The organism is Marinobacter iranensis (assembly GCF_029207565.1).
In the GTDB taxonomy this organism is placed as follows: Bacteria; Pseudomonadota; Gammaproteobacteria; order Pseudomonadales; family Oleiphilaceae; genus Marinobacter; species Marinobacter iranensis.
This window is the reverse complement of the sequence record NZ_JANCMW010000004.1, coordinates 69,384-92,398: the sequence shown is the minus strand read 5'-3', so window position 1 is coordinate 92,398 and position 23,015 is coordinate 69,384. Positions and strand designations below refer to the sequence as shown.

The 23,015-nt window shown below is 57.5% G+C and carries 26 protein-coding genes; 10 read left to right on the top strand and 16 right to left on the bottom strand.

Annotation, left to right across the window (positions count from 1 at the left end; all coding sequences use genetic code 11):
* The 4 genes from hemH to NLU14_RS08460 form a co-directional block, all read right to left on the bottom strand.
* Positions 1–1,110, bottom strand: a complete 1,110-nt coding sequence (gene hemH / locus NLU14_RS08475) for a ferrochelatase (protein WP_275705794.1) — start codon at positions 1,108–1,110, stop codon at positions 1–3.
* A gap of 42 nt (positions 1,111–1,152) precedes the next feature.
* Entirely contained in the window at positions 1,153–1,584 is a 432-nt protein-coding gene (locus NLU14_RS08470) for a protein tyrosine phosphatase family protein (protein ID WP_275705793.1), read from the bottom strand.
* An 85-nt stretch (positions 1,585–1,669) separates the two neighbouring features.
* Positions 1,670–2,095 (bottom strand): YeeE/YedE family protein, encoded by a 426-nt coding sequence (locus NLU14_RS08465; protein ID WP_275705792.1) that lies wholly within the window; start codon positions 2,093–2,095, stop codon positions 1,670–1,672.
* Positions 2,096–2,098: 3 nt separating this feature from the next.
* Positions 2,099–2,539: a YeeE/YedE family protein gene (locus tag NLU14_RS08460; protein WP_275705791.1), complete on the bottom strand. Its 441-nt coding sequence runs from the start codon at positions 2,537–2,539 to the stop codon at positions 2,099–2,101.
* Positions 2,540–2,928: 389 nt separating this feature from the next.
* Here NLU14_RS08460 and NLU14_RS08455 point away from each other — a divergent pair, with 389 nt between their 5' ends.
* Positions 2,929–3,348 carry a phasin family protein gene (locus NLU14_RS08455; protein WP_275705790.1) on the top strand — a complete coding sequence of 140 codons (420 nt, stop codon included), beginning with the start codon at positions 2,929–2,931 and terminating at the stop codon, positions 3,346–3,348.
* A 23-nt stretch (positions 3,349–3,371) separates the two neighbouring features.
* Here the strand turns inward: NLU14_RS08455 and NLU14_RS08450 are convergent, their stop codons facing one another.
* The 10 genes from NLU14_RS08450 to NLU14_RS08405 form a co-directional block, all read right to left on the bottom strand.
* Complete coding sequence (locus NLU14_RS08450) at positions 3,372–4,001, bottom strand: TetR/AcrR family transcriptional regulator (protein ID WP_275705789.1); 630 nt, start codon at positions 3,999–4,001, stop codon at positions 3,372–3,374.
* A 22-nt stretch (positions 4,002–4,023) separates the two neighbouring features.
* Positions 4,024–4,836 (bottom strand): exodeoxyribonuclease III, encoded by an 813-nt coding sequence (gene xthA / locus NLU14_RS08445; protein ID WP_275705996.1) that lies wholly within the window; start codon positions 4,834–4,836, stop codon positions 4,024–4,026.
* Between the two features lie 101 nt (positions 4,837–4,937).
* Positions 4,938–5,669 (bottom strand): hypothetical protein, encoded by a 732-nt coding sequence (locus tag NLU14_RS08440; protein WP_275705788.1) that lies wholly within the window; start codon positions 5,667–5,669, stop codon positions 4,938–4,940.
* A complete protein-coding gene (locus tag NLU14_RS08435; protein ID WP_275705787.1) occupies positions 5,666–6,187 on the bottom strand; it encodes a DUF2878 domain-containing protein in 522 nt (173 codons plus the stop codon). Before NLU14_RS08435 ends, NLU14_RS08440 begins: the two co-directional genes overlap by 4 nt.
* On the bottom strand, positions 6,184–7,452 hold the full coding sequence (locus tag NLU14_RS08430; RefSeq protein WP_275705786.1) for an SAM-dependent methyltransferase: 1,269 nt from the start codon (positions 7,450–7,452) through the stop codon (positions 6,184–6,186). The genes NLU14_RS08435 and NLU14_RS08430 overlap by 4 nt, the downstream gene beginning before the upstream one ends.
* Positions 7,440–8,363: a DUF1365 domain-containing protein gene (locus NLU14_RS08425; RefSeq protein WP_275705785.1), complete on the bottom strand. Its 924-nt coding sequence runs from the start codon at positions 8,361–8,363 to the stop codon at positions 7,440–7,442. Before NLU14_RS08425 ends, NLU14_RS08430 begins: the two co-directional genes overlap by 13 nt.
* 2 nt (positions 8,364–8,365) lie before the next feature.
* Entirely contained in the window at positions 8,366–9,631 is a 1,266-nt protein-coding gene (locus NLU14_RS08420; protein ID WP_275705784.1) for an NAD(P)/FAD-dependent oxidoreductase, read from the bottom strand.
* Entirely contained in the window at positions 9,628–10,428 is an 801-nt protein-coding gene (locus NLU14_RS08415) for an SDR family NAD(P)-dependent oxidoreductase (RefSeq protein ID WP_275705783.1), read from the bottom strand. The genes NLU14_RS08420 and NLU14_RS08415 overlap by 4 nt, the downstream gene beginning before the upstream one ends.
* On the bottom strand, positions 10,425–10,892 hold the full coding sequence (locus NLU14_RS08410; RefSeq protein ID WP_275705782.1) for a nuclear transport factor 2 family protein: 468 nt from the start codon (positions 10,890–10,892) through the stop codon (positions 10,425–10,427). Before NLU14_RS08410 ends, NLU14_RS08415 begins: the two co-directional genes overlap by 4 nt.
* Positions 10,889–11,845, bottom strand: a complete 957-nt coding sequence (locus NLU14_RS08405) for an acyl-CoA desaturase (protein ID WP_275705781.1) — start codon at positions 11,843–11,845, stop codon at positions 10,889–10,891. Before NLU14_RS08405 ends, NLU14_RS08410 begins: the two co-directional genes overlap by 4 nt.
* A 117-nt stretch (positions 11,846–11,962) precedes the next feature.
* Here NLU14_RS08405 and NLU14_RS08400 point away from each other — a divergent pair, with 117 nt between their 5' ends.
* Positions 11,963–12,982: an NAD(P)/FAD-dependent oxidoreductase gene (locus NLU14_RS08400; protein ID WP_275705780.1), complete on the top strand. Its 1,020-nt coding sequence runs from the start codon at positions 11,963–11,965 to the stop codon at positions 12,980–12,982.
* A 6-nt stretch (positions 12,983–12,988) separates the two neighbouring features.
* Here NLU14_RS08400 and NLU14_RS08395 read toward each other — a convergent pair whose 3' ends face one another.
* Positions 12,989–14,455 carry an HD domain-containing protein gene (locus NLU14_RS08395; RefSeq protein ID WP_275705779.1) on the bottom strand — a complete coding sequence of 489 codons (1,467 nt, stop codon included), beginning with the start codon at positions 14,453–14,455 and terminating at the stop codon, positions 12,989–12,991.
* A gap of 114 nt (positions 14,456–14,569) precedes the next feature.
* Here NLU14_RS08395 and NLU14_RS08390 point away from each other — a divergent pair, with 114 nt between their 5' ends.
* The 6 genes from NLU14_RS08390 to NLU14_RS08365 all read left to right on the top strand — a co-directional run bounded on the left by NLU14_RS08390 (position 14,570) and on the right by NLU14_RS08365 (position 19,188).
* Positions 14,570–15,778 (top strand): PP2C family protein-serine/threonine phosphatase, encoded by a 1,209-nt coding sequence (locus NLU14_RS08390; protein ID WP_275705778.1) that lies wholly within the window; start codon positions 14,570–14,572, stop codon positions 15,776–15,778.
* A gap of 14 nt (positions 15,779–15,792) precedes the next feature.
* A complete protein-coding gene (locus NLU14_RS08385; RefSeq protein WP_275705777.1) occupies positions 15,793–16,284 on the top strand; it encodes an STAS domain-containing protein in 492 nt (163 codons plus the stop codon).
* Between the two features lie 24 nt (positions 16,285–16,308).
* Complete coding sequence (locus NLU14_RS08380) at positions 16,309–17,376, top strand: NAD(P)H-dependent glycerol-3-phosphate dehydrogenase (protein ID WP_275705776.1); 1,068 nt, start codon at positions 16,309–16,311, stop codon at positions 17,374–17,376.
* Between the two features lie 26 nt (positions 17,377–17,402).
* Complete coding sequence (locus NLU14_RS08375; protein ID WP_275705775.1) at positions 17,403–17,852, top strand: SixA phosphatase family protein; 450 nt, start codon at positions 17,403–17,405, stop codon at positions 17,850–17,852.
* 101 nt (positions 17,853–17,953) lie between these two features.
* Positions 17,954–18,523: a DUF1285 domain-containing protein gene (locus NLU14_RS08370; protein WP_275705774.1), complete on the top strand. Its 570-nt coding sequence runs from the start codon at positions 17,954–17,956 to the stop codon at positions 18,521–18,523.
* A 203-nt stretch (positions 18,524–18,726) separates the two neighbouring features.
* Positions 18,727–19,188 (top strand): FKBP-type peptidyl-prolyl cis-trans isomerase, encoded by a 462-nt coding sequence (locus NLU14_RS08365; RefSeq protein WP_275705773.1) that lies wholly within the window; start codon positions 18,727–18,729, stop codon positions 19,186–19,188.
* A 67-nt stretch (positions 19,189–19,255) separates the two neighbouring features.
* Here NLU14_RS08365 and NLU14_RS08360 read toward each other — a convergent pair whose 3' ends face one another.
* The gene (locus tag NLU14_RS08360; RefSeq protein WP_275705772.1) at positions 19,256–20,908 is read right to left on the bottom strand and encodes an electron transfer flavoprotein-ubiquinone oxidoreductase; all 1,653 of its coding nucleotides are present in this window, start codon (positions 20,906–20,908) and stop codon (positions 19,256–19,258) included.
* 414 nt (positions 20,909–21,322) lie between these two features.
* On the opposite strand from NLU14_RS08360, the gene NLU14_RS08355 reads away from it, so the two are divergent.
* Positions 21,323–22,072, top strand: coding sequence for an electron transfer flavoprotein subunit beta/FixA family protein (locus NLU14_RS08355; protein ID WP_275705771.1), 750 nt, complete (start codon positions 21,323–21,325; stop codon positions 22,070–22,072).
* Complete coding sequence (locus NLU14_RS08350; RefSeq protein WP_275705770.1) at positions 22,073–23,014, top strand: electron transfer flavoprotein subunit alpha/FixB family protein; 942 nt, start codon at positions 22,073–22,075, stop codon at positions 23,012–23,014.
* Position 23,015: the final 1 nt, after the last annotated feature.

The following is a 23,015-nucleotide window of genomic DNA, read 5'->3' as shown; positions in this document are numbered from 1 at the left end:
TCACAGCTCCCGGCCCGAATACTGGGCCTGCCTCTGTTCATCCGCGAGCCTGACCCTCTCAGCCAGCTCTTCCGGTTCGTTGGTTGGTACCCGCCAGCCCTGCAGGTTTTCCTCAATCAACTGGGTCAGCGCGCTGATATGGGCTGGCGTGGCATTGAGCGCCGAAATATAGCTGAAACCTTCACCGCCCGCTGCCATGAAATATTCCCGGTTTTCCTCGTCGATTTCCTCAATGGTTTCGAGGCAGTCGGCGGAGAAGCCGGGGCAGAACACATCTATGGATTCTACGCCCTTTCCGGGCAGGGATTTAAGGGTTTCGTCGGTGTAGGGCCGAAGCCACTCCTCGCGGCCAAAGCGGGACTGGAAGGTGGTCAGGTATTGATCCTTCTCCAGGCCAAGCCGTTTTGCCAGGAGGCGAGAGGTCTTGTGGCACTCACAATGGTAGGGGTCGCCCCGTTTCAGGTACTTAAGGGGAACCCCGTGGTAGGAAAGAATCAGCTTCTCATTGCGCCCGTGCTGGTCCCAGTGCGCCTGGATGTGGTTTGCCATGGCTTCGATGTAGGGCGGATAGTCGGGATAGTGAGAAATGAACCGCAGGTCCGGGAGCCAGCGCCGCCGGGTAAAGTCATGGGCAATGGCATCAAAGGTGGAGGCGGAGGTAGACGCTGAATACTGTGGGTACAGCGGCAGTACCAGCAACTGGCGAACGCCCTGCGCCTGCATTTCATCAAGAACCTTGGAAATACCCGGGTTGCCGTAGCGCATGGCGAATCCCACGACGAGATTGTTGCCGTACTTCGCCTGCAGTTCCTTGCGAATACCTTCCGCCTGTTTGGCGGTGTGGATCAGCAGGGGGGAGCCTTCCGGTTGCCACACGCCGGCATAGGCCTTCGCGGAGCGGCTGGGTCGCAGTCGAAGAATGATGCCGTGCAGGATCAGCCACCAGATCGGGCGGGGCATTTCCACCACTCTCGGGTCCCAGAGGAATTCCCCGAGATAGCGACGCAGGGCGGAGGTTGTGGGGGCGTCCGGGGTTCCCAGGTTGGTGACCAGTACACCGGTTTTTTCCGGGTGGTCATGGCGAAAATCGGCGGTACCCTTGTACTGCATGGTGCTTGGTCCTGGTGATGGTTAGTGTCCGGTCGGGGGGGATCAGGACTGTTTGCCTGCCTGTTGAGCCATCCGGGGCGCCAGGCCACCAATATCGTAGCCGGCGTTCCGGGCCTTGGTCAGGATGTCCCGAGCCGGTTCAGTGCGTGCCGAACTCAGTGCCCAGAGCACGGTGCAACGGGTTCCGGAGCGGCAAAAAGCAAGTACGGGCTTGCTCACCTGCTGGATCATCTCATCAAACCGGTCGACGTCATTATCGAAGATATTGCCGGACTCCACCGGCAGGTAGACCCACTCCATGCCATTGGCGCGGGCCTCCGCTTCAATATCGGCCATGGCCGGTTGCCCGTACTCTTCGCCATCCGGGCGATTGGCAACAAGGGTTTTGAAACCCAGCTTCGCGGCTTCACGCACGTCTTCTACTGAAAGTTGTGGAGACACTGAAAAGATGTCGTCGATACGTCTGATGTCCATAAGCGATCCTCTAACCGGTCACATAAGTGCCCGAGCATAATGCCACAGGACACCGCCGCTGTCAGAGCCCGGGCCATGGGAACTTTCAATGTCGGACCCTGTTTTTCTCAATCAGCTCGAAAAGGCCCATACCCGCTATCATGGCAGCGACGAATACCAGGGCCCCGGCTTTACCTGCGCCCAGGGCCACCAGGCCGGGGCCAGGGCAGAAGCCAGCTAATCCCCATCCGGCACCAAACAGGAGGCTGCCGATAACCAGCCGGCGGTCGATTGTTCTGGATCCTGGCAGGCGCATTTCGAAGCCCAGGTAGGACAGCGTACGTTTCTTGGCCACGGTAAAGGCAACCAGACCCACAAGGATGGCACCGCCCATGACAAAGGCGAGTGAAGGATCCCATTGCCCGGCAAGGTCCAGGAAGCCGAGGACCTTCTCAGGATTTGCCATGCCGCTGACCAGCAGTCCGATTCCGAACAGCAAGCCGGCGCCCAAGGATGCGAGGTTGAATTTCATTGATCAGGCTCCTGGCAACAGGTGACGGACGATATAAACCATGACAAAGCCGGCTGCCATAAACGTCAGTGTTGCAACCAGCGAGCGGGGAGAAAGGCGGGAGAGGCCGCAAACACCATGGCCACTGGTACAACCGGACCCGTACCGGGTGCCGATGCCGACCAATAGCCCGGAAACGATAAGCGCCGGGTAGCCGGCCCTGATTTCGATGGACGGCAAGTTTGCGGTCATTGCCCAGAGCAGAGGAGCGGAAATCATTCCTGCGAGAAAGGCTAACCGCCAGGCAATGTCGTTCCTGTTTGGTATAAGCAGCCCGCCAAGAATGCCGCTGATACCGGCTATTCGTCCGTTCAGCAGCACAAATGCCGCAGCTGCCAACCCGATAATGACGCCGCCCGCCAGTGCGGACCAGGGCGTGAAGTTTTCCCACGCGATTTCAATCATTGGATTTCCTCTCCTCTACACGGTTCTAAGGTTATTCATTTAAGGAATAACTATATACCCAGCCGGGAGCATAAAAAAGCCCGGCACTGGTGGCCGGGCAGAGGCGTGCGAGTAGTATCCATGAAAGACTTCCAGACAACCGGCATCAGCAGGTGACGCCGGTACAGTGAAGTATTGACCATATTTTGAACACTTCAAGCCTGCGAACGATTCGTTTGATCACATTTTTTCATATCGAGAGTGTGCTTATACTAAAGCCGCTCACTGTGGGGCTCTCAGGGCGTCTGGTTCCGTTTTCTGAACGGGGATTTCAGGTTGTTGACTGAAATTGAGAGCCCGCTGTAATACAATCAACAGTTACTGAGAGTCCAAGTCCCCCGAGGTTTTGCATGTCTGACGAAAACGAGAACAAGCCGGAAAATGATGAGCAACTGGCAGGTAAGATAAAGGGTTCCGCCAGGCAAATCTGGCTGGCCGGGCTGGGCGCTTATACCAAGGCCGAGGAAGACGCTGGCCGGTTCTTCGAGCGCCTGGTCCAGGAAGGCGAGCAGTTGGAGAACAAGACCCGGGGCGTGGTGGAAAAGCACGTCCGCTCGGTGGAAGGCCGCGTGGGTGATGTGCGGGATAAGGCCACCGGAACCTGGGACAGGCTCGAGAATCTGTTCGACGAGCGGGTGTCCGGGGCGTTACGTCGCCTTGGTATCCACCGCCGTGAGGAGATCGAAGCAATGGAGCGCCGGATTCAGGCCCTGGAAGCAGAGCTCCATCGTTTGAAGGAAGAAACCGAAGACCGTTCTGAAGAGGAATAACATCCTGCCCCGGGGCGGTGCCTTCAGAGATAGTCCCGGCTCATCAGGTAAATCTGCTCTTTTTCCTCCGGGCCCAGGTAGGGCTGTAACAGGTACATCATCTGGTAGACACCGCGGCCCGGGTCCATTGAATCCCGGTCCTCCAGGTGTGACAGGCTGTCGAAGCTGCTCCAATAGCAGGCCGTCAGGGTTAGCTGGTCACACAGGGCGTCCAGCTCGCCATCGGTGATCTCCATGATGCCCTGGCGCCGAAAACTCTCACAGATCGTCCTGAAACCGCTGGTTTTTTTCTTGAGGATGCGCCGGAAGCGTGTCTGGAGCTGTTCGTATCGGGAGAGTACGTTCACCAGGTCCTGATAAAGAAACCGATACCGGGCAACGGTCTCGAACAGCAGGTGCAGGAAGAAGCTCTGCTGGTCCAGACTGATGTCCGCATCCTCCGGCACGGCCAGCAGATCATGCATTTCATGCTCGTAGCTGGCAAACAATTCCCCGACGATGTCGCCCTTGCTCTTGAAATGGTAATAAAGGTTACCCGGGCTGATGTCCAGTTCGTCCGAAATCAACAGGGTGGTGACATTGGGCTCGCCGATGCTGTTGAACAGCATCAGGCTGGCCTCAAGGATGCGGTCGCGGGTTTTGATTTTCTTCATGTCGCGGCCCGGCAAAGGACGTTCAAAGCTCGAAGCTGGCCCACACCGGACAATGGTCCGAAGGCCGCTCCATGGCACGAATGTCGTAGCTTACCCCTGCCTCTTTCGCTTTTGGCAGTAGGGCCTCGCTGGCCATGATCAGGTCGATACGGAGACCACGGCGTGGATCTCTCTCGAACCCTTTACTGCGGTAATCGAACCAGCTGAACGTATCCGCCTCTTCAGGATGGAGGTGACGGAACACGTCCGTAAACCCACGGCTTTCAACCTGTTCCAGCCACTCCCGCTCTTCCGGCAGGAAGCTGCACTTTCCGGTGCGAAGCCAGCGTTTGGCGTTGTCGGCTCCGATGCCGATATCCAGGTCGGTGGGGGATATGTTCATATCTCCCATCACCACGATTTCGCTGTTGGCCGCCTTCAGATCATCCAGATAGCGCATCAGGTCCGCGTAGAACTTTTCCTTGGCCGGAAACTTAACCGGATGATCGCGGCTTTCTCCCTGGGGAAAGTAGCCGTTAATGACCGTCAGTTTGCGACCGCCAACCGTGAACTCGCCTGTGATCAGCCGGCGCTGGGAATCCTCTCCGTCCCAGGGGTAGCCTTTCAGGACGCTGTCCGGTGCCTGACGGGACAGCAGGGCGACGCCGTAATGGGTCTTCTGGCCATGGAAATGGACGTGGTAACCGAGTTCGCGGATGGCTTCCTCCGGAAATTCCTCGTCTGTCACCTTGGTTTCCTGCAGGCCGATAAAGTCCGGATTCAGGCTATCAATCACGGCTCCAAGCTGATGCAGCCGTGTGCGGATACTGTTGACGTTGAAGGAGACAAACATCATCGGCGGAGACTCTCTATTGTGACTGGCTGTCATGGTTATTTGGGAGAACAGCAAGTCTACCATAACAGACCCCGGTGTCCGCGTTGGCTGCAAGGACGGTTTCAGCGGGTCAGTTCACAATCCGGGGTGGTTTCCACGGTATAGCGGATGTGGGCCCTATAGTTGCTGTCTTTGTCCTTGCGAATATTGGTCAACCCCAGGTAGTCCGTAAGCGCCCCGTTTTCGTTGTAGCCAAGCAGGATGGGGTCCACCAGGAAGCTGAGGATGGTTCCGGAAGGTTCAATCCTTACCGTGTGGGCCGCATTGATACGATCATCGTCGGTGGGTTCGAGAACAAATCCGTAGGCTTTGCTACGGGTGGGCGCCAGGAAGTCGAACGCAACGGTCTCACCGGACGTCACTTCCGACCAATATCTGCGAACGAAATTGTCGAAGCCGGCATCTACAACCAGCTTTTCTGTGATAGCCACGGTTGAGGTTTCCGTATTGCCTTCGGGTGTCTGCCATTTAATATCCAGTTCGGAGTCATTGCGGTTGCGGATGTCCATGACTTCGTTGAAACCCGGTTGTTGGAAATCCACGGATGGGCGCAGAGGGGATTGATCGTAAGTCAGCGTTTTTTTGGCGAAGGTGTTGGCATCCCCACGAACGTAGGTAACCGTCTGGGATGTGGGCCGGAAAAGCCCTCCCGTGCATTCACCCTCGACAACATGGCGTTCCTCGTAGATCACGTTGTCGCTGTCCGGAGGTGTCGCTTTACCCGTGAACCGCATGTCCGCGGCTATACCCGTCAGGGGAAGGGAACAGGCGAGCAGCGTAGCGATCTGTTTCATCTGATCAGCTCCGGGTAGAGGAATTTGCGCAGGTAGAGCAGGGCCGGGAAGACGACGAGCCAGCCGAACGCCAGCGCGATCAGGGACAGCGGCATGTCCGGCAGTTCGACCGCACCGAGCTTGCTGGCGGACCAGTAGGCAAAGGGCCCGGCAACCGGCGCGCACACGAACGGCAGCCAGGGTTTACTGCCGATCCACGAAAGAGAGTGGGAGAGGGTGGTCATGAAAATCGCCCAGATGCCAACCAGCCACACCGGCGTGAGCTGAACACTGCCACTGCCGTCATCAAGGATCCCGGTCTGGAACCAGATGCCATCCAAAACGCCACCCAGCACCGTGCCGGCCCCAATGAACTGCAGTTCGACAAACCGGTGCTGGCTTACGAGCGCCAGATGGAAGGCAAGCAGCAAGGCGACGAAGCCGGCTGCTGGCAGGCCTGGGTAGAGAACACAGACAAACCAGCCGGACTGGAACAGGATGAAATTGAGGCTGTTGCGCAGGGTGTCGTTCTGGATCATACGCTCAGGATATTCCCCCGTTTGTTGCCTGGTTTGGCAAACAGGACCTGGGAAACACCAATGGCACGCTCACTGAACCCGGCTTCGCAATAGGCGAAGTAGAATTGCCAAAGCCGGCGGAAGGCCTCGTCGTAGCCCAAGCGCTCCAGCCTTTCCCGGTTGGCCATAAACCGGTGGTTCCAGTCCTGCAGGGTGCGAGCGTAGTGAAAGCCGATATCCTCGGCGTGCGTCATCACCAGGTTTGAACCGTTGCGGACGGATTCCAGAATGGCCCCGAAGGAGGGGATAAAGCTGCCCGGGAAGATGAATCGCTGAATGAAATCCACGTTCCTGAGGGCGCGCCTGTAGCGCTGTTCCGGCATAGTGATGGCCTGGACCAATGCGAGGCCATCCGGCTTCAGCAGTCGGCTGATCTGCGAGAAGTAGCTGTCAAGAAACTGCGGGCCAACGGCTTCAATCATTTCGATGGAGACCAGCTTGTCGAACTGGCCTTCAAGGTCACGGTAGTCGTCAAACAGCAGGGCAATCCTGTCTTCGAGGCCTTCATCGGCTACCTTCTTCCTGGCCAGTTCCAGTTGTTCGGAGGAGATCGTGGTGGTTGTTACGTGGCAGCCATAGTGCTTTGCCGCATGCACGGCAAAGCCACCCCAACCGGTGCCGATTTCAATCACCCTGTCTTCCGGCTGAAGGTCCAGCTTGCGGCAGATGGTATCCAGTTTGTGGACAGCAGCCTCCTCCAGCGATGCTTCCGGGGTGGGGTATATCGCGGAGGAATACATCATGGTTGGATCCAGGAACGTCTCGAAAAGGTCATTGCCCAGGTCGTAATGGGCGCTGATGTTCTTGCGCGAACCGTCCCTGGTGTTCCTGTTGAGCCAGTGAAGGCCTTTCAAGGCGGGTTTGGTCACCCAACTGAACCGGTCTTCGAACTCATTCATGTGGTCCACGTTGCGGGTGAAGAACCGCAACAGAGTGACCAGGTCAGGGGTGGACCAGTCGCCGGCCACGTAAGCTTCCGCCGCGCCTACGCTGCCACCAGTGAGCAGATCCTTCCAGGTACTGGAATCGTGGATAATCAACTCTGCCGATGCGTATCGGGTGTCGCCATCTCCGAACGTCATGTATGTAGAGCCGGGCTCACGAATCGTCAGGGTTCCCGCTTCCAGCAGTGAAAGCTGCTGGCAGACAAGGGCTTTGGCCACCCGGCTGGTAAGCGGCAGATCGCCAGTGCCAGTGGATTCGAATGAGGTGTTCAGGTTCTCCATGAGCTTACCTTTCCGGTTGTCTTGGTTCGGTCTTTGGCGTCAGTGACGTCCAGGCCTGAATCTTCGGTGCCCAGCCGGTGGGCGGGGTCATCCTCGGGCAGCTTGTCGGGGTGGGTGAAAAAGGGCACGCCTTTAAGCTTCAGTTTCAGGGCGTGCCAGTAAATACCACCCACGACCTTCAGGGCTTCCAACGGAAACTGCCTCAGGCTCCTGTGAAGTTCTTTACGATCCAGGGGGGTGCGTCGGACCACCAACGTGGCATCAAAATGTTTACGCTCGCCCTGCAGGACGTTCATGTGAATGCGTAACTCGGGACCACGGAAACTGAACGTCCATTGATACTGCTGATCCATGGGATTGAACGGCGAAACGTGGAAGCGCTTGCTGAACCCGAACCGTTCGGTTCGCCAGCCGACAGTCGTTGGCTCGGTTCCAGTGGTTTCCAGGCAATAGACGTGGCGGTCTTTCCAGGGCGTATTGGTAATCTGGGCCAGAATAACCCGGGGCACTGCACCATTTGCGGGTCGGTCGCCGGCGTTGTAGCAGAAATAGAAGCTGACCGGATTGAACACGTAACCGAAGTAGCGGGGATGGGTGATCAGTTCCACGGTGCCGTCCGGCCGCCATCCGGTAGCCTGTTGAACCTGGTTGCTCACCGCTTCCAGCAAGTCGTTGGTTTCGGGCCGGAAGTAGTCCTGGCGACGCAGGGAAAGCCAGTTGAACGCCTCCAGTGAGAACAGCCTGCTGATCCGGGTAACGGAGTGCCACTCACTCAGGTCCAGCGCCAGCATACCAGTGCTGTAACTGAATTCATGGCGAACCGGAGCCTTACGGCGATGCCTGATTGTACCCTCCAGCCACTGGCTGTGGAGGCGGTTGGCAATGATATTGTCCGGCACGGCAGCGTTCATGGTTACAGCTCCACACCCAGGGCCCGGGTGACGCGGAGTGCGCTGTTTACGCCGTCTTCATGGAAACCATTGAACCAGTAGGCACCACAGAAGTGACTGCGGTTGTGGCCGCCAATTTCGTCGTAGCGGTTCTGGGCGGCCACCGCCTCCAGAGTGAACACCGGGTGGGCGTAATCAAATCGCTTGATGATGCGGTCCGGATTGATGTCACGGCTGCGGTTCAGGGTGACACAGAAGGTTTCCGGCGCATCATCAAAATTCTGCAGGATATTCATGTTGTAAGTCACCGACACCGGCTCGGTGCTGTGATTCGGTATGAAATAGTTCCACGCCGCCCATGCCCGTCGATTTGAGGGCAGGACCGAACGGTCGGTGTGCAGCACCACATCATTGCGTTGGTAGGTGATGGCTCCAAGGATGTCCAGTTCCTTTGCCGAGGGATCGGCGATCATGCCCAGGGCCTGATCGCTGTGGCAGGCAAACACCACCTGGTCGAAATCGTGATGCTCGCCTTTGCTGGTCACGACAACCCGATCTGGCTCACGGACCACGGAAGTGACGGGGCTGTTCAGGTGGGTACGGTCGCCCAGTCGTTCCATCATTGCGTCCACGTAGCGGGCTGAGCCGCCAGAGATAACCCGCCAGGTGGGGCGGTCGTCCACCGAGAGCATGCCGTGGTTATTAAAGAACTGCAGGAAGAAGCGGATTGGAAATTGTTCCAGGACGATTTCGGGTGCTGACCAGATGGCGGCCCCCATGGGTACGATGTAGTAGTTGCGGAAGTACCGGGAATAGCCGTTGCGGTTGAGGTACTCGCCCAGGGTTTCATCGTTTGTGATGTGTCCCTCTGCCAGGTCCGCCCGGGATTCTTTGTTGAACCGCAGTATCTCCCGGATCATGCGCAGGAAGGGCAGGTTCAGCAGGTTACTGCGCTGGGCGAACAGGGTATTCAGGCTGGTGCCGTTGTATTGCAGGCCGGAAGAATGGCAGTCGACACTGAAGCTCATGTCGCTGACCTCGGAGGCCACCCCCAGTCGATCCATCAGCTTCATGAAGTTGGGGTAGGTCCAGTCATTGAACACAATAAAACCCGTGTTTACCGGCCACTGCTGCCCGCCGGCCGTTACCCTCTCGGTATTGGTATGGCCACCGGCGTAGTCACCGGCCTCAAAAAGCTCCACTTCGTATTTTTCCGACAATAACCAGGCTGTCGTAAGCCCGGAGACCCCAGCGCCAATGACTGCAATACGTTGACGTTCGTTACTCATCCATTGGTTTCCTGTTCTTTTCTGCTTTGCCGGCTCATGCTGGCGGCTATTCGGTCAATCAGCCCCTGGGGCAGGGCGCCCAGGGCTTTGAGCATCCAGGTGAAGCGTTTCGGGAAGGCTATCTCGTTACTGCCCTTCCTAAGCCCTTTAACGATGCGCCCGGCTGCATCCTCCGCCGATACCAGGAAGGGCATCGGGAAATCGTTGCGATCGGTCAGGGGCGTTTTGACGAACCCGGGGGATACGACCACCACATCAATGCCTTCCTGCGCCAGGTCGGCTCTCAGGGAATGGGCAAAATAGGTGAGTGCGGCCTTTGAGGCGCCGTAGCCTTCAGCACGCCCGAACGGAAACCACCACGCCGACGAACTGACGATCACCAGGGTCGCCGGTTGCCCTTTGGCGACGGTGCGGCGGAGCGCGGGCAGGGCAATGTCGAGACAACGGGCGGTGCCCACTACGTTGGTGGTGATATTGTTGCTGATGACATCACTGTCGTAGTCGGCAATGTCCAGGTACTCGCAGGTACCGGCGTTCAGGATCGCCATGTTCAGGTCACCATGGGCTTCCAGGCTTCCGGCGATGCCCTGAAGTTCCTCTTTGCCGGTGGTGTCGGCGCGGGCTGGTGTAATCCGATCCGGCGCCAGCGCTTTAAGGTTGTCCAGCGCCTCCTGTCGTCTCCCGGTGACAATCAAGTTGTGGCCCTGTTCCACCAGCGCCCGCGCGACTGCTTCGCCGATACCAGAGCTGGCGCCGGTGATCCAGATATTGGAGGTTGATTCAAGCCTTACACTCATCCTGCCTGATTCCTTATCCAGCGAATAACACCGCCCATCAGTGGCAGGTTTTCATAGAGCAACTGGCCGACATCGAAATAGTCCCGATGGGAGACAACGCGGCCCCCGCGGATCACCAATTGGCTGATCCCATCCACGTCAACGGCCTTGCCCTTGCGAATACGCTCATGCTTGAGGTGCATGACCCAGGGGATGCAAACGTCCTCGCCGTTAACCACCGGCTCGCCGAAATCGAAGCCGCAGGAAATCACGTTGGCGTAGGCGCCGGTGAGGTACTCGGTGAGTTCATCAATGCCGCGGACGCTGGAGAACGGGTCGGTAAAACGTACGCTTTCGCTGTAGACGCTGGACAGTTCCGCCATGTTACCGGCGCACAGGTTGTTAAAGAGCTGCTTGAAGCGCCCCAGGGTTTCGTGCACGGATGAGTTCTTGTTACCCATTTCAATAATTGAGGCGGTACTCATGACTTCCTCCTCCTCGTGGCGTCCAGTTGGCGGGTTTCTTCCTGAATGTGTTCTGGAATCGGGTTCATGTCCCATATGATTCCAAGGCGCGCGAGCAACCACAGTCCGTACCAGGTCATATCCACCTCATACCACCGAAATCCCTGGCGCACGGATTGCGGCCAGCGATGGTGGTTGTTGTGCCAGCCTTCGCCCATTGTGATCAGGGCGAGCCAGGCGTTGTTCCTGCTATCATCGGATGTCTCGAAGCGGCGTTTGCCCCAGACGTGAGACAGTGAATTGATCGATACCGTAGCGTGAAACAACACAACGGTGGAGATGAAGAATCCCCACACCAGCAATTGCAGGCCGTTGGTACCCAATCCTGGTGCCCGGGCCGCCAGAACTTCACCAAGGCCATAGATACCAACTGCAGCCGCGGCTGGCACCAGAGAGTCGAAACGGTTCAGGAAGCGCAGCTCCGGAAACTTCATCCAGTCTTTTACCCGGCGCTCGTCCATGGCGAACCCGGCGTCACAGGTAAACCAGCCCACATGCGACCACCAGAATCCGCCCTGATGAGGGGAGTGGAGGTCTTTTTCGTCATCTGAGTGCTGGTGGTGGTGGCGGTGATGGGCCGCCCACCACAGGGGGCCGCGCTGGGCTGCACTGGCCCCCAGAACTCCAAACAGCAACTGTGCCACGCGACTGGTCTTGAAGGTTTTGTGGGCGAAATAGCGGTGATAGAAGCCGGTAATGGCGAACATGCGCACGGCGAAGAACGCGGCCGCGAAGATGACCGCAAAAGTGCTGGTACCGGTAAAGATGACCAGCAGACAGGCGAGGTGAAGTGCTATAAAGGGCACTACCCTGAGAAAATTGAAAGCACGCGAACTTGTGTCGAGGTGATCCGAACCTGCGGCGGAATCGAACCACCTCAGAATGTTTGTCAGCCAGTTTTGCACTCGGGTCATACCCTGATTGCCCTTTAATTCGTGGTTTAACCTGTACAGCGTGCTTGTCGGGTAGCCCCAACGAAACGCCTGACGGTATGTACGTTCCATCAACCGAATCTGGATGCACCGTAAACGATGTTTAACCAAATCGATCACTCGCCTGTTATACGCCGGATAGCCATCGTTGGTTCAGGGTTGGCCGGGCTGACGGCCGCTCTTTTGCTCCGGGAGCACGATCATTCCGTAACGGTATTTGAGAAAAGCCGTGGCCCGGGTGGTCGTATGGCCGCAAAGCGTGTTCCAGGGGGATCCGCCGATATCGGCGCCCAGTACTTTACCGTCCGGAATCCGGCGTTCTCCGAGTTCCTGCGCCGTCATGCCGGGGAGGGCAGCTTCGGCTCCTGGTCTGGACGATTTGGCTACCAGAACACCGAAGGGCAATGGAAGCCCTTTCCGCGGGAGGAACGCTACGTCGGTATCCCCAGGATGACGGCCATTACCCGCGGTCTTTCCGGGGCCTTGGATATTCAGGCGCAGACCCGTATTGAACGTCTGGTCCGTCAGGATCCCGAATGGACCCTGCTGGACACCGACGGCAAATCCTACGGGCCATTTGACGCTGTAATCGTGACCGCGCCGCCGGCCCAGGCCCGGGATCTGTTCAGTAACAGCGGGCTGCAATCGCTGGCAGATGAACTGGAGGGGCCGGTCGGCCATGTCCAGCCCTGCTGGGCCGTCGCCGCCCATTTCAGCCAACCGTTGGGCCAGCCCTATGAGGCCATGCGCTGCCAGGACCCGGTGCTGAACTGGATTGCCAATAACTCCAGCAAACCGGGCAGGGAAGGCGCCAGCGGCGAATGGTGGGTGTTGCACGCCGACTCCGAATGGTCGCGAGAGAACGAAAATACCCCGGCGAAGCAGGTTGAGGAGCGTATGATAGAGGCGTTCCAGCGTGTTACCGGAATCAGCGTGGAACCAGACGAGCGGGTGTCCCATCGCTGGCTCTATGCAAAATCCTCCGCAACGGACCAACCTGGTTTTCGCTGGTTCAACGACCTGCGTGTGGGGCTGGCCGGTGACTGGCTGAGCGGCGGCCGTGTTGAAGGCGCGTTCAACAGTGCCAGCAGCCTGGTGGAGCACATGCTGGCTGGTTGAATGCGTTCAACCGGTTTTCAGCACATCGGGCCGAACGTAGAAGTGGTTGATGGTGCCGTCGCTGAACTTGCTGAAGAAGGCGCTGATGTCGGTAATCTTGCGCAGGGACCGTTTACGGTTGATCGGGTCCCGCACCAGTACCTTGATGCCGTTGAAGTTGTCCTGGATGTTGGAGAACCGGGCCCGCATGGAGCAGGTGACCACCTGGCCCGGGTCTAGGTTCAATTCCCGCGACAGCCAGTTGCTGTGGTCCCGGATGCCCGCTGGGGAAAGGTCTTCCCGGGTGTCCAGGTGGTTGAGTTTTACGCGGTCGACAATGCAGCGTGAATAGCTGCCGGGTTTCTTTCGCGACACCTTGCGGAAGGCCTCCCAGAAGAAACTGTCGGTCAGCTCCGCGAAATAGCGCATGTCGCTCAGGCAGGTATCCACCCAGTCGAAAATCTCGGGGTCTTCGAGCACTTCGTTGATGGCTTCCCGCAACAGCCAGTCAAAGCCCAGGGCGGTCTTGTGGGCGTAGACCTTGCGGTACATCTGGTGGCGGCTGTAGACAAAATCCTCAAGCGCTCCAAGGCCCTTCTGGGTGATGGCCAGGCCCAGCCAGGGTTCCCGCACATCCCAGCCAAAACGCAGGTTGCTCAGCAGGTGGTCGAGATTGAAGCCGCCGATGGTGACGGAGGAGTGGAAGCCGTCCCGCAGCATGTAGTCAGCCCGGTCGGCGTCTATCTCGCCCGAGACAATGGATGAGAGCAGGTCCATGACCAGCCGGGGTGTATCTGCCTCGCTCAACACACCGGATTCGGCGTCTTCGCCGGCAATGAAGTTCCAGAAGGTGCGGGCGTGCCGACAGAAGGCCTCGCTGGGCCTCACATCCGTGGTCTCCATAATGCCAATCACATCCCTCGGGTCCAGCCCGGCGGATTCGAGGCCGATGGACGACAGCACTTCGTGGGCAACCCTTACGGAATAATGTTCGTGCTCAAGTTCCTCGGGCCTTTCGCTGTGATACACCGAATAGTCCACACCGTTCCAGAGGTCATCAAACCGGTCCGGCCGGGACATCAGGTCGTGTATGCGCCGGGCCTGGGTAAACTGGTGGGAAAAGCTGGAATGCCCGCTGTCGTGCAGCAGGCAGCCAAGGCGGATGGTCTTGGCCAGGTAATCAATGGCATCCAGTTGGCTCAGGCTCAGGTCGGTCTGCTCGCTGAGCTGTCGTTCCCTCAGATAGGCATCGATCATCGAGCGGAACATGCGGGTGCCCACATGCATCACACCAATGCTGTGCAGGAAGCGTGAGTGGGTCGCCCCCGGGAAAACCAGGCTGAGGATGTCGTTTTGGCAGATATTGCGCAGGCGCTGGAACAGGGGGTGGTCAATAACCTGGATCTCGTGCCGGTAAAGCGGAATCCCGCCGTGAACCGGGTCCATGATCAGCTTGTCATAAGCCCCGAGCAGGTCATTAACGGCACTTCTCATAGATTACAACCTCCCAAAAACATCAAACATGTCTTGTTATATCACAGGGGCGTGCCAGAATAGGTAACAGAAACCCAATTTCCCGTTTACCGCTGGTAGTTTAGGGCAATAACCATGACATCGCGCACCGAGCGCATTCTTATAATTGATTCGGATGAGCATGCCCGTTCAGAATTGGGTCGGTACCTTGAGGCCAGGGGGTTCTATGTGACCGGGTATCCGGACCTGAGTTCCGCCCGTTCCCTGTTCGACGACAACATTCCCGATATCATTTTCGCCGACCTGTCACCGGAAGCCATCGGAGAGCTGGCAGGCAGGCTGGAAGACGCCGAAACCTTCACGCCCATTGTCGCCTGTTATTCCACCGCTGATGCACCGGAAATCGTCAATGCCCTCAGGGCAGGTGCCGCGGATATCGTACTCAAACCCTGTTCCGATGATCGCGGCGCCCTTGATGACGTGATTGGCAAGCTGTTTGACCGGGTACGGGTGAATCGACTTAACCAACTGTATCGCCAGGAACTGGAAGAAGCCAACCGCGACCTGCGGGACGGCATTGCGGAATTGCGTGCCGACCAGCGGGCGGGCCGCAAGGTACAGCTCAGGATGTTGCCGGACCAGGACCAGGTACTTTCCGGCCTGTCTGTTAACCATCTGATCAAGCCCTCACTGTTTCTCAGTGGCGACTTCCTGGATTATTTTCGTATATCCGAAGACAAGGTGCTTGTCTATATCGCGGATGTATCCGGCCATGGCGCCAGTTCTGCGTTCGTCACAGTACTTCTGAAAAACCTGACCAACCGCCTGCAGCGCAATCTCCGGCGTGGTTCCAGTGATGATATCCTGTATCCGGATCGATTCCTTGAGCGCATCAACTCCGAGCTACTTGATACCGGGCTGGGTAAACACGTTACGGTGTTCGTGGGGATTATTTCGACCACCGACAGGAGTCTGCGTTATTCGGTGGGTGCACATTTCCCCATGCCGATTCTTTCTTTTGAGGGTGGCAGGACGGAGTTCCTGGAAGGTAGCGGCCTGCCAGTAGGGCTGTTCGAGGCTCCGGAATGGGAAGTTTACGAGATTCCCTTGGAGCAGCCGTTCCACCTGATCCTGTTCTCGGACGGTATACTGGAGGTCATCAAGGCCAAAAGCCTTGATGAAAAGGAGAAGACACTACTTGAACTCGTCTCGGGAGGTAGTCACACTATTGCTTCCCTGAGCGACGCTCTGAATCTCGACGAGATCACAGAGTTACCTGATGATATTGCTATCGTATCAGTAACGGATACCGATCCTGGTACCAATGGCCCGACGTCGAAATAGTGGCAGTGGATTCAATGGCTGGTTACAAGATCCTGCAAGCTGAAAAGCAGGGCATTTATGTCCTGAAGTTTATTGGAGAAATCCGGCTGAACCTGTGTTCGACGCTGGACAATCTGGTTGAGTCCATCACTCAGGACCCCGATTTCAAGACGGTGGTGATTGATCTCACCGAAACCGAGATTATCGACAGCACCACTCTCGGGCTCCTCGCCAAAATAGCCATGGCCGCCCAGAAACGCAGCAACTTCCTGCCAACCATGATATCCACCAACCAGGATATTACCCGAATCATCACTTCCATGGGTTTCGACAAGATTTTCATCATTGTCCGGGAGCCTGCTTCCCGCATTGAGGAACTGGAAGAAATCCCCGTATTGCGTGCCAGCGAGCAACAGGTCAGGGACAAGGTGCTGGATGCCCACCGGGTGCTGATGGGCCTGAACAGCCGTAACCGGGAAGAATTCAAGAACCTGGTGCGCGCCCTGGAATGTGAAGAGTCCGGCTGAGCCATAAAAAACAACGGAACGACTATGCCTGACAACAATGCCCCCCGGTCCCCGGAGCCCGCTCCGACCGGCCATGATGTGGCCGTTCTTGGCGGTGGCAGTTTTGGTACTGCCATGGCCAAGGTACTGGGTGAGAACGGTCACACAGTTCATTTCTGGATGAGAGATAAGGCCCAGGCCGACGAAATCCGCAAAACCGGTGTCAACAGCCGCTACATGCCGGATGTGACACTGACCGGCGATATCCAGCCCACCACGAGCCTGCCGGAAGCCGTCGGCAAGGCCGAAATCGTCTTCGTCGCCATTCCCAGCAAGGCCTTCCGCTCGGTTATTCGCGACAACAGCGGTGTATTTCGCGAAGAGCAGATTGTCGTAAGCCTTACCAAGGGGATTGAGGAGCACGGCTTCAAGCTGATGAGCGAGATTCTCCAGGAAGAGATTCCGCGTTGCCGTATCGGGGTGCTCAGTGGCCCCAACCTGGCGGGTGAAATCGTTAGCCAGGACCTCACGGCCACGGTTATCGCCGCCAAGGACCCTGACGTGCGGCGCACAGTGCAGGAGCTGCTTGGGTGCGAGTACCTGCGCGTTTACGCCAATGTGGATGTCTACGGAGTTGAACTGGCCGGTGCATTGAAGAATATCTACGCCATTGTGGCCGGTCTCGCCTCGGCAAGGGACCTGGGCGAGAACGCCAAGGCCATGCTGATCACCCGTGGGCTGGCCGAAATGAGCCGGTTTGCTGTCAGCATGGGCGCCAATCCCATGACGTTTATGGGCCTGGCAGGCGTAGGGGACCTTATCGTCACCTGTACCTCGCCAAAAAGCAGGAACTACCGGGTCGGCTATGCTGTTGGTAGGGGCAAAGCGCTGGACGATGCCGTTGCCGAGCTGGGCCAGGTGGCAGAGGGTATCTATACGCTCAAGTTGGTGAAGGAGAAGTCCGAGGCCATTGGTATCTATATGCCACTGGTGCGCGGCCTCTATGAAATCCTTTACGAAGGCGCCTCCATCAGCGCGGTTATCAACAGCCTTATGATGTCAGTCCAGAACTCAGACGTGGAATTCATCCTTCCACGCACCATTACCCAGTAGGGTTTCGATTAACCGGAGGGAAGCCAGTGCATCTGATCATCATGCGCCACGGCGAGGCCGGTTGGCACACGCTCGACAGGGAGCGGGAACTGACGGAGTTTGGTCGCCACGGGGTGGCGGATGTGGCTGCGCAGATCGCGGAGTCTCCCTGGCGGCCGGAGTTTATCTGGTGCAGTCCGCTGGTAAGAGCCCGGCAAACCGCCGCCATTGCGTCCGAGATTCTCAATTGCCCGGTCACCGAGAAGGATTTCATCACACCGGACGATGATCCCGGCCGTTGCCTTGATGAATTGATTGAATCGGCGCCTTCGCCACTGCTCGTGGTATCCCATATGCCCTTTGTTGGCAGCCTATCAACCCTGCTGGTGGATGGACACCGGAAAGGGATTCCGTTCATGACAGCCCAGGCAGTGGTACTTGAAATGCCGGTCGCCGGCCCTGGCTGTGCGGACCTGAGAGCCCAGTTCCTGCCCTGACGCCTAGGCTTTGCCGTTCTGCACAATAATCCTCGCCGGACCTTTAAAATCAGCTCCCCAGCGCCCATATTTCGTGATGCACTCACTCAGGAATCGCTGTTATGACCCAGAAACCCGAGACAATCGCGCAGCAGGTGGAAAGCGCACAGGCTCCTGGCAAGGGGCTGCCACCGCTTGAGAAGTGGGACCCGGAACTGTCCGGCGACATTGATATTGTCATCAACCGTGACGGACAGTGGCTGTACCAGGGCAAGCCTATCGGAAGGGAGGCGATTGTACGACTGTTCTCGACCATCCTGCGGAGAGAAAGCGACGGGCACCACTATCTGGTCACGCCGGTTGAAAAGTGGCGGATTACTGTTGAGGATGCGCCGATTCTGGCCCACTCGCTGGAAGTGTCCGGTGAGGGCAGGGATCAGGTTCTGTCGGTAACAACCAACACTGGCGAGGCGCTGGTTATCGGTGAGGATCACCCTCTTTCTATAGGCACCTACGAGGGAACCGATGAACCACGGCCGGTCGTTGGAGTGCGTCATGGTGTTGAAGCGAGGCTTGTCACAGCAGCCTATTACGATCTTGCCGGCCTGGTTACCGAAGAAAAAGCCGGAGCCGATACCGTCATAGGTGTTTGGAGCAGCGGAAATTTCTATAAAATTGCCGCCGGCGGTTGAATTACCGGGCACCGTCCCAACTAACTCACGGTAGAAAACGCAGTCCGACACTTGTTAAACTGTATTTTCGAACTTGTTACCGAGCCTGGCTCTCTAACGAGGCCCGGTGGTCGTTAGTCCCTCTGTGCAGTCTGGCTGTTCAAGATTACTTTCGATTACCCAAATTTAAATCAAACAGTCATTGCGACACGCAAGGAGATCACATGGCCCAACCTCGTGTTGTCACCATCCATTACACGCTCACCAACGACCAGGGAGAAGAACTGGATTCCTCCCGTGTAGAAGGTCGCGAGCCTCTGTCTTATCTGGAAGGTGCTCAGAACATTATCGGCGGACTGGAAAATGCGCTGAACGAAAAGAACGCCGGCGATCAGGTGAAAGTATCTGTTGAGCCTGCTGAAGGCTACGGCGAAGTCAACGAAGAGCTGGTCCAGCCAGTCCCAGTTTCTGCGTTTGAAGGTGTGGACACCATCGAGCCGGGCATGCAATTCCAGGCACAGACTCCGGGCGGCCCCCAGGTAGTCCGTGTCGTGGAAGTAGGCGACGAAACCGTCACCATCGACGCTAACCATCCGCTGGCAGGCCAGACCCTGCACTTTGATGTGGAAGTGGTTGAAGCGCGCGAAGCAACTGATGAAGAGCAAGAGCACGGTCACGCTCACTGATCTCATCATCGTTGTCCAAAAAAACGGCCCCAAAAGGGGCCGTTTTTTTATGGCTATTCAAACTCTGTTACATGTTTGGATAATTCGGACCCCCACCGCCTTCCGGCGTTACCCAGGTAATGTTCTGGGCCGGGTCCTTGATGTCGCAGGTCTTGCAGTGCACGCAGTTCTGCGCGTTGATCTGGAACCGCTTACCACTGCCATCGTCCGCCTCAACCACTTCGTACACACCGGCCGGGCAGTAGCGCTGCGCGGGCTCGTTGTACTTCGGCAGGTTCTCCTGGATGGGGATGTCCGGATTGGACAGCTTCAGGTGAACCGGCTGGTCTTCTTCGTGGTTGGTGTTGGAAATGAACACCGACGACAGCTTATCGAAGGTCAGCTTGTTATCCGGCTTCGGATAATCAATCTTCTTCGCCTGGTCTACGGTCTTCAGGGTTGCGTAGTCCGGCGTGGTGTCGTGGAACGTGAATGGCAGGCTACCCCGCAGGATGTTCTGCTCGAAGTAGGCGATACCGCCACCGACGATGTTGCCGAACTTGTGCATGGCCGGGCCAAAGTTGCGCTCGGCGTAAAGCTCTTTGTACAGCCAGCTGTCCTTGAAGCTTTCCTCGAAACTGGTGATTTCCTCACCGCTCTTGCCGTCCTTCAGCGCCTCGAACACCGCTTCCGCACCCAGGATGCCGGACTTCATGGCGGTGTGGGAGCCCTTGATCTTGGAACTGTTCAGGGTGCCGGCATCACAGCCGAGCAACAGACCACCGGGGAAACTCATCTTGGGCAGGGAGTTGAAGCCGCCCTTGGTGATGGCGCGGGCACCGTAGGACACTCGCTTGCCACCTTCCAGGTGCTTCTTGATTTCCGGATGCAGCTTCAGGCGCTGGAATTCGTCAAACGGGCTCAGGTGCGGATTGCTGTACGACAGGTCGGCAATCAGGCCCACATAGACCTGGCCGTTCTCCAGGTGATAAAGGAAGGAGCCGCCGGTGGAACCGGATTCGTTCAGGGGCCAGCCGGTGGTGTGGATCACCAGGCCAGGCTCGTGTTTGGCCGGGTCGATGTCCCACAGTTCCTTGATGCCGATGCCGTAGTGCTGGGGATCCTTGCCTTCGTCCAGCTTGAAATCCTGGATCAGGCGCTTGCCCAGGTGGCCGCGGCAGCCTTCGGTAAACAGGGTGTACTTGGCACGCAGTTCCATCCCCGGCATGTAGCCGTCTTTTTCGGAGCCGTCACGGGCAACGCCCATGTCGCCAGTGATGATGCCTTTCACCTGGCCGTCTTCAACAATGGTTTCAGAGGCGGCAAAACCGGGATAGACTTCAACACCCAGGCCTTCAGCCTGCTCGGCCAGCCAGCGGCACAGGTTGCCCAGGCTGATGATGTAGTTGCCGTGGTTGTGCATGTTCTTCGGCACAAAGGCGTTTGGAACCCTGGTGGCGCTTTCCTGATTCTTGAGCAGGAAAATATCATCGCGGGTGACCGGCGTGTTCAGCGGTGCGCCTTTCTCTTTCCAGTCCGGGAACAATTCGTTGAGGGCAGTGGGCTCGAACACCGTGCCCGCCAGAATGTGAGCCCCGATCTCGGAACCTTTCTCAACGACGCAGACGGTCAGTTCCTGCTCGGCTTCCTGAGCCATTTGCATGATACGACAGGCTGCCGAAAGGCCAGCTGGCCCACCGCCGACGATCAGAACATCAAATTCCATCGATTCGCGTTCCACGTTGGTCTCCTCATCTGTTTTAGTGATGCCAACAGGCAATTTCTCAGGGGCGTCATCATACCGGTAAAAGTTCGTATAGACGACTCCTTCAAAGTGAAAGCACCTGTCTTATAAAGTAAAAGGATACCGCAATTGAATAATCAAACAAACGTTTGTTTGAAATTTGGGCTTACCTTTGGCATTGTTTGCTGGCGCTGGGCCAAAACGTGTGTTTTGAATCGTTTTTTAGTATCGTCTCACGCTCAGGTGGAGTCAACCGGTGTTCATTGGCCGCGAATGCGGCGCTGTGACGTCTTGAGGGACTATTGACCCCGGGGGCCTTTGCCTGCAGTATTATGACGCCTTACAGACAGCAGGTCCCGCGAGCATGTGCTGTTCTCAAATGTAAACTCATCGTAGAAGAACGAGGAATCTATGAAGGTTCTGGTCGCTGTAAAACGAGTTATCGACTACAACGTAAAGGTGCGCGTCAAGCCGGACAACACCGGCGTTGATCTCGCCAACGTCAAGATGGCAATGAACCCATTCTGCGAAATCGCTGTTGAAGAAGCGGTTCGTCTGAAGGAGAAGGGCGTTGCCAGCGAAATCGTGGTGGTCTCCATCGGCCCGAAGGCCTGCCAGGAGCAAATCCGTACGGCCCTGGCACTGGGTGCCGACCGTGGTATCCACATCGAAACCGACGAAGAGGTTCAGTCTCTCGAAGCGGCCAAGCTGCTCAAGAGCGTGGTCGAGAAGGAAGAGCCCAAGCTGGTCATTCTCGGCAAACAGTCTATCGATTCCGACAACAACCAGACCGGCCAGATGCTGGCTGCGCTGACTGGCATGGGCCAGGGCACCTTCGCTTCCGAGGTGGTTGTTGAGGGCGAAAAGGTTAACGTGACCCGCGAAGTCGACGGCGGCCTGATGACCGTGGCCCTGAACCTGCCGGCGGTGGTGACCACCGACCTTCGCCTGAACGAGCCCCGTTACGCGTCCCTGCCCAACATCATGAAGGCCAAGAAGAAGCAGTTGGACTCCATGACCCCGGCTGACCTGGGTGTTGAGCTGGCTCCGCGCCTTTCCACCCTGAAAGTGGAGGCCCCGGCCTCTCGCCAGGCGGGCGTGAAAGTGGCTGATGTAGCTGAGCTGGTCGACAAACTGAAGAACGAAGCGAAGGTGATCTAAATGAGCATCCTTGTAATTGCTGAACATGACAACAGCGAGCTGAAGCAGGCCACCCTGAACGTTGTGGCCGCTGCCAAGGCCATCGGTGGCGACATCGACGTACTGGTTGCCGGCGAGAACTGCGGCGCTGTAGGCGAAGCAGCGGCGAAGGCCGAAGGTGTGAACAAGGTACTGGTTGCCGACAACGCCGTATATGGCCACTTCCTGGGTGAGAACCTGGGTGAGCTGGTTGCCGAGGTAGGTAAGAGCTATAGCCATATCCTGGCCGCCGCCGGCACCGTGGGTAAAGACTTCATGCCGCGCGTTGCTGCGCTGCTGGACGTTGCCCAGGTATCCGACATCATGCGTGTGGAGTCCGAAGACACCTTCGTTCGCCCGATCTACGCCGGTAACGCCATTGCCACGGTGAAATCCACCGACAGCATCAAGGTCATCACGGTTCGCCCGACGGCCTTTGATCCGGTTGCCGGTGAAGGCGGCTCCGCTGCGGTTGAGCAGTTGGACGTGGTCAAGGACGCTGGCCTGTCCGCCTTCGTGAACGAAGAGCTGGCCAAGTCTGACCGTCCGGACCTGGGAAGCGCGGGTATCGTGGTTTCCGGTGGTCGCGGCATGCAGAACGGCGACAACTTCAAGATGCTGGAGCAGGTGGCTGATCTGCTGGGTGCCGCTGTGGGTGCCTCCCGTGCCGCTGTCGATGCCGGCTTCGTGCCCAACGACATGCAGGTTGGCCAAACCGGTAAGATCGTTGCACCGCAACTGTACATCGCTGTTGGCATCTCCGGTGCCATCCAGCACCTGGCCGGTATGTCTGACTCCAAGGTGATCGTTGCGATCAACAAGGATGAGGAAGCGCCAATCTTCCAGGTGGCCGATTACGGCCTGGTTGCGGACCTGTTTGAAGCGGTTCCGCAGCTTGAGGAAGAGTTGAAGAAAGTTCTGTAAC

Bases quoted from the DNA above. Each gene is read 5' to 3' on its own strand.
- NLU14_RS08355 (WP_275705771.1), top strand. From the start codon at position 21,323: ATGAAGGTTCTGGTCGCTGTAAAACGAGTTATCGACTACAACGTAAAG.
- NLU14_RS08385 (WP_275705777.1), top strand. From the start codon at position 15,793: ATGGCTGGTTACAAGATCCTGCAAGCTGAAAAGCAGGGCATTTATGTC.
- NLU14_RS08465 (WP_275705792.1), bottom strand. From the start codon at position 2,095: ATGAAATTCAACCTCGCATCCTTGGGCGCCGGCTTGCTGTTCGGAATC.
- NLU14_RS08370 (WP_275705774.1), top strand. From the start codon at position 17,954: ATGACCCAGAAACCCGAGACAATCGCGCAGCAGGTGGAAAGCGCACAG.
- NLU14_RS08415 (WP_275705783.1), bottom strand. From the start codon at position 10,428: ATGAGTGTAAGGCTTGAATCAACCTCCAATATCTGGATCACCGGCGCC.
- NLU14_RS08420 (WP_275705784.1), bottom strand. From the start codon at position 9,631: ATGAGTAACGAACGTCAACGTATTGCAGTCATTGGCGCTGGGGTCTCC.
- NLU14_RS08440 (WP_275705788.1), bottom strand. From the start codon at position 5,669: ATGAAACAGATCGCTACGCTGCTCGCCTGTTCCCTTCCCCTGACGGGT.
- NLU14_RS08425 (WP_275705785.1), bottom strand. From the start codon at position 8,363: ATGAACGCTGCCGTGCCGGACAATATCATTGCCAACCGCCTCCACAGC.
- NLU14_RS08430 (WP_275705786.1), bottom strand. From the start codon at position 7,452: ATGGAGAACCTGAACACCTCATTCGAATCCACTGGCACTGGCGATCTG.
- NLU14_RS08435 (WP_275705787.1), bottom strand. From the start codon at position 6,187: ATGATCCAGAACGACACCCTGCGCAACAGCCTCAATTTCATCCTGTTC.
- NLU14_RS08470 (WP_275705793.1), bottom strand. From the start codon at position 1,584: ATGGACATCAGACGTATCGACGACATCTTTTCAGTGTCTCCACAACTT.
- NLU14_RS08455 (WP_275705790.1), top strand. From the start codon at position 2,929: ATGTCTGACGAAAACGAGAACAAGCCGGAAAATGATGAGCAACTGGCA.
- NLU14_RS08460 (WP_275705791.1), bottom strand. From the start codon at position 2,539: ATGATTGAAATCGCGTGGGAAAACTTCACGCCCTGGTCCGCACTGGCG.
- NLU14_RS08405 (WP_275705781.1), bottom strand. From the start codon at position 11,845: ATGACCCGAGTGCAAAACTGGCTGACAAACATTCTGAGGTGGTTCGAT.
- NLU14_RS08350 (WP_275705770.1), top strand. From the start codon at position 22,073: ATGAGCATCCTTGTAATTGCTGAACATGACAACAGCGAGCTGAAGCAG.
- NLU14_RS08380 (WP_275705776.1), top strand. From the start codon at position 16,309: ATGCCTGACAACAATGCCCCCCGGTCCCCGGAGCCCGCTCCGACCGGC.
- NLU14_RS08390 (WP_275705778.1), top strand. From the start codon at position 14,570: ATGACATCGCGCACCGAGCGCATTCTTATAATTGATTCGGATGAGCAT.
- NLU14_RS08410 (WP_275705782.1), bottom strand. From the start codon at position 10,892: ATGAGTACCGCCTCAATTATTGAAATGGGTAACAAGAACTCATCCGTG.
- NLU14_RS08400 (WP_275705780.1), top strand. From the start codon at position 11,963: ATGTTTAACCAAATCGATCACTCGCCTGTTATACGCCGGATAGCCATC.
- hemH (WP_275705794.1), bottom strand. From the start codon at position 1,110: ATGCAGTACAAGGGTACCGCCGATTTTCGCCATGACCACCCGGAAAAA.
- NLU14_RS08395 (WP_275705779.1), bottom strand. From the start codon at position 14,455: ATGAGAAGTGCCGTTAATGACCTGCTCGGGGCTTATGACAAGCTGATC.
- NLU14_RS08365 (WP_275705773.1), top strand. From the start codon at position 18,727: ATGGCCCAACCTCGTGTTGTCACCATCCATTACACGCTCACCAACGAC.
- NLU14_RS08450 (WP_275705789.1), bottom strand. From the start codon at position 4,001: ATGAAGAAAATCAAAACCCGCGACCGCATCCTTGAGGCCAGCCTGATG.
- xthA (WP_275705996.1), bottom strand. From the start codon at position 4,836: ATGATGTTTGTCTCCTTCAACGTCAACAGTATCCGCACACGGCTGCAT.